This window comes from Rhizobium sp. 21-4511-3d (assembly GCF_053522545.1).
This window is the reverse complement of record NZ_JBNWCF010000022.1, coordinates 1-13,308: the sequence shown is the minus strand read 5'-3', so window position 1 is coordinate 13,308 and position 13,308 is coordinate 1. Positions and strand designations below refer to the sequence as shown.

General features: G+C 58.2%; 10 protein-coding genes. 6 read left to right on the top strand and 4 right to left on the bottom strand.

Translation table 11 applies throughout. The features are described from left to right. Positions 1-178: 178 nt before the first annotated feature. Together ACQZ5H_RS30710 and ACQZ5H_RS30705 are read right to left on the bottom strand one after the other, a co-directional pair. Positions 179-430 carry a hypothetical protein gene (locus tag ACQZ5H_RS30710; protein ID WP_203431275.1) on the bottom strand — a complete coding sequence of 84 codons (252 nt, stop codon included), beginning with the start codon at positions 428-430 and terminating at the stop codon, positions 179-181. Further along, positions 427-756, bottom strand: coding sequence for a helix-turn-helix transcriptional regulator (locus ACQZ5H_RS30705; protein WP_203431637.1), 330 nt, complete (start codon positions 754-756; stop codon positions 427-429). The genes ACQZ5H_RS30710 and ACQZ5H_RS30705 overlap by 4 nt, the downstream gene beginning before the upstream one ends. A 376-nt stretch (positions 757-1,132) precedes the next feature. Between ACQZ5H_RS30705 and ACQZ5H_RS30700 the strand changes: the two genes are divergently transcribed. The 3 genes from ACQZ5H_RS30700 to ACQZ5H_RS30690 all read left to right on the top strand — a co-directional run bounded on the left by ACQZ5H_RS30700 (position 1,133) and on the right by ACQZ5H_RS30690 (position 4,363). Further along, positions 1,133-1,360, top strand: coding sequence for a hypothetical protein (locus ACQZ5H_RS30700; protein WP_199629760.1), 228 nt, complete (start codon positions 1,133-1,135; stop codon positions 1,358-1,360). A 2,216-nt stretch (positions 1,361-3,576) separates the two neighbouring features. Then, complete coding sequence (locus ACQZ5H_RS30695; protein ID WP_199629759.1) at positions 3,577-3,927, top strand: hypothetical protein; 351 nt, start codon at positions 3,577-3,579, stop codon at positions 3,925-3,927. Positions 3,928-4,018: 91 nt separating this feature from the next. Continuing rightward, positions 4,019-4,363, top strand: a complete 345-nt coding sequence (locus tag ACQZ5H_RS30690) for a gamma-glutamylcyclotransferase family protein (RefSeq protein WP_199629758.1) — start codon at positions 4,019-4,021, stop codon at positions 4,361-4,363. 498 nt (positions 4,364-4,861) lie between these two features. Here the strand turns inward: ACQZ5H_RS30690 and ACQZ5H_RS30685 are convergent, their stop codons facing one another. Next, on the bottom strand, positions 4,862-5,086 hold the full coding sequence (locus ACQZ5H_RS30685) for a hypothetical protein (RefSeq protein ID WP_199629757.1): 225 nt from the start codon (positions 5,084-5,086) through the stop codon (positions 4,862-4,864). A gap of 249 nt (positions 5,087-5,335) precedes the next feature. On the opposite strand from ACQZ5H_RS30685, the gene ACQZ5H_RS30680 reads away from it, so the two are divergent. Continuing rightward, positions 5,336-6,601: a metallophosphoesterase family protein gene (locus ACQZ5H_RS30680; protein ID WP_148194569.1), complete on the top strand. Its 1,266-nt coding sequence runs from the start codon at positions 5,336-5,338 to the stop codon at positions 6,599-6,601. Between the two features lies 1 nt (position 6,602). Continuing rightward, positions 6,603-10,109 carry an AAA family ATPase gene (locus tag ACQZ5H_RS30675; protein ID WP_449100001.1) on the top strand — a complete coding sequence of 1,169 codons (3,507 nt, stop codon included), beginning with the start codon at positions 6,603-6,605 and terminating at the stop codon, positions 10,107-10,109. 651 nt (positions 10,110-10,760) lie between these two features. On the opposite strand, the gene ACQZ5H_RS30670 is transcribed toward ACQZ5H_RS30675, so the two are convergent. Further along, positions 10,761-11,138, bottom strand: a complete 378-nt coding sequence (locus ACQZ5H_RS30670) for a hypothetical protein (protein ID WP_112719030.1) — start codon at positions 11,136-11,138, stop codon at positions 10,761-10,763. Between the two features lie 83 nt (positions 11,139-11,221). On the opposite strand from ACQZ5H_RS30670, the gene ACQZ5H_RS30665 reads away from it, so the two are divergent. Then, entirely contained in the window at positions 11,222-11,575 is a 354-nt protein-coding gene (locus tag ACQZ5H_RS30665) for a hypothetical protein (RefSeq protein ID WP_203431273.1), read from the top strand. Positions 11,576-13,308: the final 1,733 nt, after the last annotated feature.

The window sequence follows — 13,308 nt, the reverse complement described above, 5'->3', positions numbered from 1 at the left end:
TTTCAACCATGTTGCCTTATCGTGTCTGTGTCGAGAAGGTGAGATGTCCCGACACGAAGACCAAAGGCATGATACCCTAGAAGCCCGTTGCCACCCCCGGCGGCGGGCTTTTTATTCCGAGCGACATCCAGCGTACTGCTGCGCTTCACGATACAGACGCAATCGTGTGAGGGATGCCTCATTCCGCAATGAGAGCAGCCAGCACGGCCAGATCCTTCCGCTTTATCTCGTCGTCGACGTCGTCGTTCTTGTTGGCGTGGAACCAGTCTGCAACGGCCTTGACCCGTGCGCCTTGCGGCTCGGGATATAAGCCGAGGCGGCTTGCCCACTCGCGGACCGTCTCGCGCTCCATGCGGCCGACTAGATACCGGTCGTGGACAGTCTTGGCGGATGCTAGGAGGTCAGTGGTGGCTTTGGGTGTGTGGTTCATCCGCCGGCACCGGGATGCGCGTCGTTCTCAAACATGTCCTTGTATTGGATAGTCTCGTCTTCGTTGGTGTCGATAGAGGCACCGGCCGGCGCGAAAAGACGGACACCAGGCCCGCCGCTTCCGCTGTAAGTACCGTCAATGAAGGTGACGCCAGCAGCTTGAAGGGCGCGCGCTATAGCAGCGAGGTTATTTGCGCCAGGCGTCCGCCGGCCTTTCTCGAAATCGATAATCACGCCACGCGATACGGAAGCGCGAGCTGCGAGCTCGTTTTGGTCTAATTCCAATAGGGCACGAGCGGCTCTGCACTGCGACGGAGAAATCGACATAAAGTCCAACGTTGGATCTAGTGCTGACAGAAAGGCTGATATCTGACATAAAGTCTTACATTGAACTTCCGCACTTGGCAACGAGGAGCCGCCAGGACGGCCTAGTCGAAGTACGCTTCTATTTCGGTGTCAAAGGAAGGAAGAAGGTCCAGCTTCGCGAGAAGCAGGGCACGGCCGCGTTTCTGCGCGAATATGCATGCGCCGAAAAGGGCATCCCCTATAGCGACGCTTCAGTCATCGCGGACTCGGCCAAGCCCGTTGTCGCGCGGTCGTTCCGTTGGCTCTGCCAGCAGTATTTCAAGCGAGCCGATGAGTCGCCGGCGCCATTTGCATCAAGCATGGCGACAAGCCTTTCGAACTCCTCGAGAGAAAGCATGTGACTGCTATTCGAGACACGCGGATCGACAGTCCGGAGGCTGCCAACAACATCGTCACGGCGATCAGCGCTCTCTATGCGTGGGCCATCGAGGTGGGCGAGGCGAAGGTCGATCCGTGCAACGGCATCAAGCGGCTCAAGTCAGGCGAGGGATGGCATTTGCTACCTAATTGCGGACCTTATCATGAAGGACGTCGGACCTGCTGGGCGAACAGGATTATCGGCTGATTTGTTTGGACGGGTGCCTGACGAACCGCGTCGGTGCTGATGAAATACAAGTAGGGCGCTCAACCCGAAGACGGGGAGCGCCCACACGTGTTGCTCGAAAACGCGAAAGCCGCGCGATGCAGCAGGCGTCTCGAAGGGCCTGCTCATTATAGGCTCGCCTCAGGTGGAGAAAGATAAGCTGGCGCATAGCAGCTATGCGCCTTCCATCGCTAAGTACTCATGCGAGGCGATGGAATTTGCATGAGGGACGTCAGGTGATGGGCTGCATCATAAGGGTCGCGAAAGACCTGTCGTGCTGATCCTACGATCCTGGTGGAGCCACTTCGCACCGCGAAGTCTCTGTAGAGACGCCCGGTGCCTGGTTCTTGCTTCAGCCAAGTATGCGGAACCGGTTCGCCATCTGCCCGGCGGCAAACAACGAGCGCCGGTTCGGGACCTTTCAACGTCTTGACGACGTGGTGCTCCAAGAAGCCCGTCAAGGCTTCGAGGAGGCACGTGATCTCTGCGAAGACATCGACATCAGAGGCGCCATCGTCTGAGTGTGGGATGTGCCGGCCTGTAGAGCGGTAAGTGGTCATGTCCATCTTCGCGAATTGTGGGTCTGCTCCATGTCGCTGCACACAGCATTAGTCAATGCTCGCATAGCCCGCCGAGCGCGGGTTTCAACGACCCAAGACGAATCCGATGTTGGAAGCTCCGGCGGCCTCGCTGTTGTTCAGTGCATTCTGGCATCAATGGAGCTGGTGACTGGAATTGCTGGCTGAGCGATGTCTGGAACCGGGTCTTGTACGCTATCGGACGAGACTGTTGCCTTGTCCTCGATCCGACGCAGTTATGCGCGCATGAGTGAGCAAGACGATCCACCCAAAATCCGTCACCGAAATGCGATAACAAGGGCCGAGCGGCGATCGCGCGAAGAAGAGACGCATCGCGTTGCCATTGCGGCGATAGAGGCCGAAGCAGAGGCCCGTCGCCGTAAGACCGAGCGACTCAAAGCGGCGCGCGAGGCAACGAAGCCTTTCGGCTGAGGTCGTCCGCACCGTTCAGGGGAGGGTTCTCGAATGGCCCCTGGATCCGACATCAACCGGCCCAAACCGTGGCAAAGCGGCCACGCAAGAATCACCGTAGAAAATCCTTCGAAGATCACGTGCCGATTCAAGACGCCCGGCGCGTGAGATCGCCTCACTCATGCGGCGGGTTAGGCCTTGGACTTGTGAGGCGATCTCTGTGCGGCGGAGCAGTGACGAGCCGCCGGACCTGGATTTCGGCGAGGTCATTGCCAGAGAGTGATGGGAGAAGCAATGACCTCTAGGCGGGAAAGTGTCTGATGCTTTGACGCCTGAGGACCAGCATGCACGGAAACGACAGCAATGTCGAACGTTGTGCGAAACACTGCGAACTGAGGCAGGGTCGAGTGCCGGGCGCCGGTGCCCTTCGCTTTACATAAGCGTTCGCTTCTCCCTCCGTCGAGAGCCTAGGCTTTGAACGGCGTGGGCTGATGGAGACGATGGTGGCGAATTTGTTCTCGTCGCGCCGGATAGCGGGATTTTCACTGAGAACGCTGAACGCAATGCTGCTTTCGCCGACGCCGCCCAGCTGCTTTATCTTGAGGCGCAAGACATTCGCTTGAATACCGATAGAGAAATTCCTGGACCGCGTTGACCGAGAGGATAGGCCGGAGCCAGAGAAAATGCTGTGCGCTACTATCGTCGTTGCGATTCCTCAGCAAAATACCGATCGTGTGAAAAACAGTCCGGGAGAGTAGCGGACGGTGGCAGCATTCTGTCGTGCGTTGCGAACTCCTGGAGGGTCACCTGCGCTGTGTTCTGGCTCGTGCCGGCGAGTGAGGAGAGTAGCGCCGGTACGCCAGCCAATCGAACCTCGCAGACGGCGACGTAGTGCGGCCGCCGCGTCCCGACAGGAGACTGCGGGAGGGGGGTGCGGCGGCCATAACCTTTCGATCACGATCGAACTACGTCTCGGCAGCCCAGAAAGTTTCAGCCAATGCCTCCGCCCTGAAGAGACAGGCTTCCCGTTCGACAATGGCCTGCGCATTCTGCAATGGGAAACCTGTCGCCACTATTCGGCCGATGCTGCACCGATGATGCCGACGTCGGCTTCGTGGAACTGCAACGCGTAACCCGAGTTATTCGCAGGAAATGACTTTGGAGGCTGCAATGCAAGTGCGAGACACCCGGATCACGCCGGAGGGGAGGATGCTGACCGTCGAGTTTGTGGGACAGGGTGGCGAGCTTGTATCCATTGCTATGGATAACTCCGATAACAACATTGATGCACAAAATGCGGTGGAGCACGCGAAAGCAATCATGGTTGAGCTCGTGTCGTCGGGAGGCGAGGGTGAAGATCCTGGCGTCAATCGAAATGACGCCCTCAGCGACGGCAACTTCGACGAGGGCGGCTTGGGGTTGCAAACACCATCGAGCGTGCGTCACGGGCAAGATCACGAGACCCTAAAGGGAGAGGTCGACGAAGGTTTCCAAGCCTGGCCAGCAAGCGAGGCGGTGTCTGCCACAGCCACAAGCGTTTCCCAAAGGCCGAAGAAGTAGCCGGCCTTTCAAGCGACTTGGCGATCATTCGCAATTCCTTTCCACTTAGGCGTTATCAGAACGTCTGGTTTTAAAATACGGCACAGTAACAATGACAGTTGAACATCGCCTCGCGACCTATGGCAGCCTTGCACCTGGAAAGCTCAACAATAACCAACTTGACGGACTTGCAGGCTTCTGGCGGTCTGGCAAGATTTTCGGGCGCCTCGTGGACGCTGGCTGGGGCTCGGACTTGGGCTTTCCCGGTCTTGTGCTCGATGACCAGGCCTACGCGATCCCGGTGTCGGTCTTCGAATCCTCCGATCTTCCACATCACTGGCAGCGGCTGGATTCGTTCGAAGGCGAGGGTTATCGTAGGGCGCCGGTCTCCGTCACCATCGATGGCGAACAGGTTGAGGCTCACGTTTACACCTTGGCTAAGATTGCAAGGCTGTGAGATCCAACGTTCCAGCGATCCGGTTTGGGTATAGATCGGTTCGTTCGAGGCTACACCTACCTGCATGCGGCAGGCCGTGTGAGTTGCGCGCCGGCCGGAACAGACGTGCAAAAACCTGCGAACACCGGCATCCGCGTGTCCTCGGCAAATACCCGCTTTACCTACACAACGAAGAAGCCACATCAACTACGGGGGTTGGGCTTCGCACCGGAGTTGAACGCATGCTCTTCAGCGTCGCGTTGAAGCGGCTGGCCTCATGGACAAGCGTTGATGATCACCGCCGTCAATACTGATAGGGCCGAATGCTGGCTTCGTCGTGGTCTTTGCTGAAGAGCGAGAGCCCGCTCGCCTCTTCCGCTTCACCGCGATAAAGCACCGTCGCCGAGACGTGCTGATGAGAAAGTACGTGATCCAGCGCGCGCAACGATAGCCATCGGAACTGGACTTGTCGCTCCGGTCGGCCGGGAAAGGGCGTACGACGCGATGGAGAAGCCGACTTCAAACGGCTGTCGGGTGACGCTTGATCTGCCTCTGAGCCGTGACGCCCTTCGAGGTCAAACTGCATTTCAGCGATGTTTTAAAACCGGTCTGGATTTCGATATACCCCGCCTGCTTGGCTGCCAGCGCGGTTTTCAAACCGATGTTATGCGGCGGATAGGTGAAATGCTTGTCCGTCAAGCTGGCGATAAGCCTTTGCATCCTCATCCCTATATCGGTGGTCATGCCTTCCTCTCGCATTCTGCAGCTTCCGCGTGGCCTAACGTGCGTTTTAAAGCCGAGATTTAGCGATCGCAATCCTCCTGGTGGCGCGCCCAGAAGAATTGGGGCCCATCGAAGAAGCCGGCAAAACGCGCAGCCGCGGGTGAGGATTTGACCTTGCGGAAAGTTGGGGATAGCAGAACAAAACAGGAATTCGAACTGGCATTTTGAACCCAGAAAGGCTAACGAGGCTGACACGGACAAGGGCAGACCATGGCATTCCGATTCGTCCACACCGCCGACATCCATCTCGACTCGCCGCTGAAGTCCCTTGCGCTTCTCAACGGCGAGCTGGCAGATCTCATCGGGCTTGCTACCAGGCAATCGTTCATCCAGACGATCGAGCTGTGCCTCGAAGAGCAGGTCGACGCTCTGATCATCGCTGGCGACCTCTACGACGGTGAGCAGACGTCGATGAAAACGGCGCGGTTCCTTGCCGAACAACTCGGGCGCTTGCATCAGGGCGGTATTCGGACCTACATCATCCGCGGCAACCACGATGCCCTCTCAAAGATCACCGCACAGCTTGTGATGCCGGACACGGTCAAGGTGTTCGGTGAGGTCGCTGAACTGGTCACCATCGAGCGGTCCGCCGGGGATTTCGACGTTGCGATCCACGGAATGAGTTTTGCTAAGCCGCATGCGCCAGAATCTCTCCTCCGACACTTCGCCGCCCCACTGCCCGGCGCGGTCAATATCGGGATCATGCATACCAGCCTTGGTGGCTCAGCAGGACACGATCTTTACGCGCCCTGCAGTGTTGCCGAGCTCAGACAGGCAGGGTTTCAGTACTGGGCGCTCGGCCACATTCACAAACGATCCGCTCTGCAAGACCAAAGCTGCGCTGTCGTGATGCCCGGAATACCGCAGGGGCGTGACATCAATGAGGACGGATCGAAGACGGTGTCACTGGTGACCGTGCGTGATGACCGCTCGATCCTCGTCGAAGAACGAAGAACTGCCGTCGCCCAATTCGAGCGGCTCCAAATCGACGTCTCAATGGCCGCTGACTGGGACGACTTGGTGGCACTGTGCAAACTTCAGCTTGGCGAACTGGCCTCGGCGATACCGAAAGGCCAGATCGTGGCACGGGTGGAGGTGATAGGGACGAGTGAGCTTGCTTGGCGCGCTCGCAGGGACATCGATCTTCTGAGGACGGAGTTCGAAACACATGGGTCGTTGATCGGAAATATCTGGATCGAAAAAGTGAAAGTCTCGTCGTCGCGGCCGCGGCAAAACGGCGGGAATCCGGGAGCGCTGGGCGAGCTTGCGACTATCATTGCGCGAGAGATCCATGGCTCGATCGATTTCAATTCGGAGGTCAAGGCGATTGCCGACGAATTGCGCGGCCAGTTGCCGGCGGAGCTCAGGGACATCATCGGAAAAGATCAGGCGGCGTATGACGGTTTGATGGCGAAGTTTGCAAAAGAGGGGACAGCGCATGTGCTCGCGCTTCTCCAGGGGGCCGAGGGAGAGTGACGTGCGGATCAATCGTCTCGACCTGACGCGCTACGGCAAATTCACGGACGCTGTTGTTGATTTTGGGCAACGTCCGGTCGGATCGCCCGACCTGCATGTCGTTTACGGCCCTAACGAGGCAGGCAAGTCGACCACTTTCAATGCGATCCTCGATCTCGTCTTCGGGATCGGACACAGCACCAAATACGGATTTTTACATCCTTATTCAGCAATGAGATTAGGCGGCAACCTGCTTGTCGCTGGACGGGATCGTGAGTTCGTCCGGGTCAAGCGCCTGCAAAATAGCCTGCTGGACGGCGATGAGCGCACTGTTGCGGAAACCGAGATCATGGCTGATCTCGGTGGGATCGATCGCTCTGCGTTCTCGACGATGTTCTCGCTCGACGAAGAAACCCTCAAGAGCGGCGGCGAGAGCATCCTGGCCAGCAAAGGCGATCTCGGGCAGCTGCTTTTTTCTGCAAGCGCGGGTCTTTCAGATCTCAGTCGACGGCTCGGCGAAATCCGGGGCGAAGCCGATCGGTTTTATAAGCTACGGGCTCGCAACACGGAACTCGGAGAGCTCAGGTCGCGTCTCGCGGACCTTAAGGTGAAGCGTGACGAACTCGATCTGCTGGCAACTGATTTCGCGCGGATGAGGATTGAACTTGCGGCGCATGAGGAACGATACCAGAAGGCGGTTGATCAACAGTCGGCGATTCAACGGCGGTCAAACGAGATTAACCGCATCCTGCGAGCTCTTCCAACGATGGCGCGGCTGTCACTCTACCGGGAAGAACTGCGGGCGACGATTGCCGTACCGGAGCCCCCAGGCTCATGGAAGAATGAACTCTCGGCCATTCGCAAGGAAAGCATCGAACTGCGGGTTAAGATTGACGCCGTTGCGCATTCGATCGCCACCATCGAGAGCGAGATCGAGAGAGTTGCCGATCCATCGGAGGTTCTGGCCTTCGCAGGTAGGGGGGAGGAGCTCCTAAAGACACTGGAGCCACGCTATGTCACGGCGGTGGTCGACATTCCGAAATTGAAAGGGCGGATCGCAGACCTTTCAGTTGACGCGCTGCTTCTCCAGCTTGGGCAGCCGGGAGAGAAGAACCCGGCTCGCCTGATTCTTGACGCGACCACAGTCGGCAGACTGAGGGGCCTCATCAACGCGAGGTCAGGCGTTGATGCGCGGTTGGAAGCCGCCAGCAAAGAGCTCGCCCGAACCAATCGCGCTCTTGCAGAGGAGGGCGGAGCCTACGAGCGCCTAGTTGAATACAGGCAGCCAGAACGCCGCAGAGCGTTCGAGGCTTTAGCCGCGACTGTCAACGCGATCGAGACGCTCGACGACGAAACATCGCTTCGGCTTCTGACGCGGCGCAGACAAGCCGCTGAGGCCAGCGTGCTGGAAAGCATGGCCCAGCTCGTGCCGTGGCGAGGCACGTCGGCTGAGCTGGCTGCGATCCCGGTTCCGTTGACGACCACCGTCGAAAAATGGAAAGCCACATATGCAAACTGCCGCGATTCTGAAAAGTCCGCGGCCTCGGACAGAGATAGATTGCAATCCGAACTCGACCGTGTGGATGCCGAAATCGCGGATATTCGGGGACGTTCCGGAAAAATCGACGAGACGTCGGCGATCGCCAGCCGTGCTGCGCGCGATGAAGCATGGCTATTGCATCGACAGACGTTAACGATCGAGACCGCGCTCGACTTCGAACGCACCATGAGGGCAGACGACCAGGCCGTGTCGGCGCGTCTTCTGCATTTCGCCGATAGCGGAATGCTGGCGCAACTCAGCCTCACGCGCGCCGTTGCCATCGCAGAGCTTCAGTCCGCGGACCAGCGCCTTTCAGACGCGCGCTCTGCGCTGGCAGCGTTGACTTCGGAGATGCTCACCAGTTTCTCGGGCGTGGCGGCGGCCCAGCTCCTCGTGCGTGACCCAAACGAACTTCAAGAATGGCTCCGTCGCCGGACAACGGCTCTGGCGGCCCGCGACGACTTGGGTTCGATCGACCAGGAGATTGCGGATGTCCGAGATCGATCTGTCTCGGCGAAGCTGCGCATAACAGCAGCGCTCAAAGCCGCCGGCATCAAGGCCGTCGATGTTGACGATACCGTCTCACTCATCGCGCTGGCCGAACGTGAGCTCGATCGGTTCAATTCGGCGATGGATCAAGCCGACCGGCTTGAACGCCTCAATGCTGACCGCAACGAGCGGACAAAGCTTCTGGCCGAAGCGCAAAGCGACGATGCCGAGTGGAACGCTAGGTGGGCGGAGCTATGCGCTGGTTGCTGGCTCGAGGATCAACAATCTGTTCCGGATGTCGACGCCGTCAATGTGATCATACCGATCCTTGAAAAGCTGTCGTCGGCGGTCGAAATGAAAGAGAGCCTGGTAGACCGCGTTCAGAAGATGGAGCAGGACGCCATTATCTTCGAGCAGACGGTCTTTGCTCTGTGTTCGGGCCTCGGTATGGACCGGTCGGGATCGCTCGGCGATATGACGCGGGCAATCGGAGAAAAGATCAAAATCGCCGAGCGGGACCGGGATCGGGTCGAGAAGCTTGAAGAAGCACTCGATCAGGCGCGGGAGCAGGAGAAAGAGCTGTTGGTGACCCGACAGGTTCTTTCCGCTCGCACTGACGAGATGACGGCATTCTTCGGCTGCACCACCATTGATGAGGTGGAAGCGCAAATTGATCTTTGCTTGAAGCGGCAGGCAGTCCGCGCGGCCATTGATGACCTTGAGCGCGAACTCCTGGAGATCACCGGCGTCCAGGACATTCTCGAGGTTGAACACCGACTTTCGCTTGCCGACAGGAATGCGCTTGAGGTCGAGCTGGAGGGCATGAAGCCGCTTCTTGCACACCACGAGAAGGCGTGCCGAGATGCGTTTCACGAGCTCTCCACCATCCGCAAGGCATTGGACGCGGTCGGAGGCGACGCAGCGGCCGCTCAGATCGAGGAACGGCGTCGGACCACGCTGCTGGACATTGAAGAGCGGGCAGAGAGATATCTCGAGCTGAGGATCGGTATCGTTGCTGCCGAACAGGCGCTCAGGCTTTACAGGGATCGTCATCGGAGCGGGATGATGTCCAGAGCGTCGGAAGCGTTCCGGACCATCAGCCGCGGCGCCTATTCCGGGGTAGCCGCGCAGCCCGGCAAAGATGGGGAAGTGTTGATGGCTCTATCAGCGAGCGGCGGATCTCTATCGGCAGACGCGCTGTCGCGGGGAGCACGGTTTCAGCTTTACCTGGCATTGCGAGTGGCGGGATACCACGAATTCGTGACCGAGCGGCCCGGCGTCCCGTTCATCGCCGATGACATCATGGAGACGTTCGACGACTTTCGGGCGGAAGAAGCCTTCAGGCTGTTTGCCGGGATGGCGCAACATGGCCAGGTGATCTACCTCACGCATCACAGACACCTAATCGATATTGCGAAAAAGGTGTGTCCATCGGTACGGGTACATGATTTCGACCACTTCCAGCGGCAGGCAACAGTGAGCGGAATAGCGGCGGAATAAGATATAAACGCAGCTATCCCTTTTGCTCGTGCGGTACGATGACCTTTTCGGTCTGTTCCCGATCACGCCTCTGTCTCGGCGGCTGTAAGGCTGGTTTTAATTGGCTCTCTTGAATTGGGGAGATCATGCCATCCGCACGGAGGCTGCATTGCGGACTGGCGAGCCGTCCTGGTTATGAAGAGTACGCTTGGACCCGATTGTCGGCCGGCTCGTTGCAGGCCTGGGATTGACGCCACGTGGGTGACAAGGAAGCGGACATGCGCGATTGGCCGTGTGTTCGTCCCCTGTCGGTTTCGATCCCACAGGCTTCCTGCCGCGGGCTAGCTGTTCGGATTAACAACCTCGGACACAGGCTCCTTCGCGGCCTCACCTGGTTTTGCGATAACGACATAGGTCCCCGCTAATGCGAGCGCTGCTGCGAAAATAATCGCCACGAAGATGTACATATGGTGGCGAGCTTTGCTACCCGAGGACATGTGATCTCTCTCTAAAGACGACGGAGAAAACGCACACACGACGACTTGAGTTCCCGGTGCGCGAAAGATATCAACCGGGGATCCCTGGTCGCATGCCCTCGGAGTTGAAGACGCGACCATCAACTTGAACGGTGGTGGTTCAGATATGGTGGGGGCTCTTCACGCCCAAACATCTTCAGTCTGCTGCTCTAACGGGGCTTTCCGCGGTTCGGGTTCGAGCGGTCTGCCGAAGCAAAAGGATCGCCTCACCATATATCTCCCGGCGGCGCGCTTCGCGCATTGCCACCAATCGAGTCCGGGTCGCAGGCGAACGATGATCGTCCGGTCTCCGCACTGCCAGTTCCTCGTTTTCGACGAGATCGGCCAAGATATTGCGCATCACACCATTGAGTTCACGCAGTTCGCGCATCTCGGACAGCACCGGAGACGTATGGAGCCTCCGGGCGATTGCGGCGTCGATCGACTTTTCCGTCAGCCGCGTTTTCGCGAGCAGATATCGAGCGGCCAGAGTGGCAACGAGCGTGATGACCGCGGCTGAGATGATGACAAGCATGACGTGGCTCCTGACCCCACTTACATCGTGCTCGCACGGGCATTGTTCAATGCCTGATCGGCATAGAACTGGAAGTGGATTGGATGGCGGCTGCTGCCCCAAATTTCGCGGCCGAAGGACTATGTGCCGCCGAGCTACCGCTCGCAGAAGAATCCGATATGGGAAGGGGTTTGCTGCAGTGCTGCGATCAGACGCTAAACTCTCCGCGAGGTGTGCCAAATGGCGTGCATGTCGGGGGAGCTCAGGCTTCAATGCAGTTATCGGAGATTGCCGCGGCGGGCACAATCGCCGATTTTGAAGACATCGGCCATCCTGTCTGCCTCCTCGGCCTCGAGCGTATTAAGCAGCACGCCGTCAAAATCGAGCGGCCAGCCCGTAAAGATGTCGATGATCGACCAGCACTGGTGGTAAACATTCTTGAAGACCCAATATTGTAGGTGCGACATACGCGAAAGGTAGCGCTCGCAACATCGTGGGAGGCGCGCACTGCGATCGGGTCATTGCGATCTTTGGCGGACCGCAGCCTCGTTCTGAGCAAGTTGACCCTTGGGAGAAGTCGGAACATCCTCGCTCGCCCATATCAAAACGGCCAAAGCCGCGACCGACAGATAGCCAAGCTTGTGTGTCAGGACGCTGCGCGCGGCTTGCGAGCGCGTGCAGCAAGTTCTCGTAACTGAGTTCATTCGTCTCGCCCATTGGTGGTTTCCGCGGAGCCTAAGGCCTTGGTTGAGCCGAGCCAATCCCCAGAAATGGGCTACCGAGCTCTGCATTTGCGTGGCGTTGCCAGCAGCCGCCCCGCGTAAGCGACCGGATCGCGACAGGCTGTCGTCAAGCTAGAACCCCGGCAGATCCCTGTATTGCGCAGGCGCCTCCAAGATACAGTGGGCAGCTACAGCGGCCTGGATTGGCGTTCGATGCGGGCAGGGGAAGAGACGTAATGTACGACAATGGCGGCAAACGCTCGAACGCTTTGGTCGACGGCCCGGCGGGATTAGGGCGGGAGTGGCATCAACAGCAAAACGAATGTGGCATGTCCATTGGATTTCAGTGATGTAGCTCATTGGCTCCCTCACGACATGGGAGTGAGCCCCTTGATCGCCCGCAAGGGTTGGTGCAATACCGTCGACGTTGGATAGCTTAGGAGTTTCGGAATGCCCGATGAACCCTTCGAAAAGCTCAAGGACTATATGTACACCCTGATAATCGTTGCAGTTATCTTCTTGGTGATTGCGGCCGCAGGTGGAACACCCATAGGGTTTGGGCCGCGATAAGGCTGAAGGGTCATTGCCAATGCCATAGGCTTCTTGATTATGGCCTTGGCCTCGATGATCGCGTGCGCGTTTGGCCACCAAGTTGTGTGTGAGTCCCTCCTGCAGGCCACTATGACGGATCTATATTGAGCCACCTTGAGGCTATCGCGGGATTGCCGCGACATGGAGAGCACGATAGCGTCGCGGCTATGTAAACCCGGCCGCCATTATCCCGTCGGATATCCGCGTTCGCGACGATATGATGCGCCTGCTTGGGTTAGCTTGCAGCGGGGACGTAGCCCAAGCGAACCCTCCCGCTGAATGAGGCCTGCCTTCTCGGCGAGGATGACCGTTTTGATGCCGACGTTATGCGGGAGGGGGCGAAACGCTACGTCACTCATCGAATTCAACAGCAACATAAGACGAACAGAGGAGTTGATCTGTATTCCCGGCATGCGAGGCTCCAATTCACCTCGCTGAAACGACACCGCTGAAAAGTTGTTCGGGAGGGATTGTTCAAAACCGTACAGAAGCCGATTTGCCCTTATATCGCGAATAGGAGGAAGATCTGCATTCCCATCATTACGAAGTTGGAAAGCTTTGTGCGGCAGTGGACAGGAAAATTGCGATCAAGTAGCAACTGCCACCAACAGCGACGTTTTGGAAAGATGGGCTACACGACAGACCTCACATGGCCATTGTGTATGCCGGGTCCGTTTCTTCGTCTACAGGTTCAGTCAGCACGACCTCCTCTGGAAGCGGTGTCATACCCGTGCGGATCTCTTCCGCATGCCACCACATCGCGTCGCGGGGCATGCGCGGTAAGCCCACGGTGAAGGCCGTCTTGCGATGACGGCCTGCTGACTGCCAGTCCTAGTGGTAACACTAGGAGTAGTCATATGACGAAGCATCCAATTGAG

Coding starts and splice junctions, on each gene's coding strand:
- ACQZ5H_RS30710 (WP_203431275.1), bottom strand. CDS start 430: ATGAACCACACACCCAAAGCCACCACTGACCTCCTAGCATCCGCCAAG.
- ACQZ5H_RS30705 (WP_203431637.1), bottom strand. CDS start 756: ATGTCGATTTCTCCGTCGCAGTGCAGAGCCGCTCGTGCCCTATTGGAA.
- ACQZ5H_RS30695 (WP_199629759.1), top strand. CDS start 3,577: ATGCTGACCGTCGAGTTTGTGGGACAGGGTGGCGAGCTTGTATCCATT.
- ACQZ5H_RS30690 (WP_199629758.1), top strand. CDS start 4,019: ATGACAGTTGAACATCGCCTCGCGACCTATGGCAGCCTTGCACCTGGA.
- ACQZ5H_RS30685 (WP_199629757.1), bottom strand. CDS start 5,086: ATGACCACCGATATAGGGATGAGGATGCAAAGGCTTATCGCCAGCTTG.
- ACQZ5H_RS30680 (WP_148194569.1), top strand. CDS start 5,336: ATGGCATTCCGATTCGTCCACACCGCCGACATCCATCTCGACTCGCCG.
- ACQZ5H_RS30670 (WP_112719030.1), bottom strand. CDS start 11,138: ATGCTTGTCATCATCTCAGCCGCGGTCATCACGCTCGTTGCCACTCTG.
- ACQZ5H_RS30665 (WP_203431273.1), top strand. CDS start 11,222: ATGGCGGCTGCTGCCCCAAATTTCGCGGCCGAAGGACTATGTGCCGCC.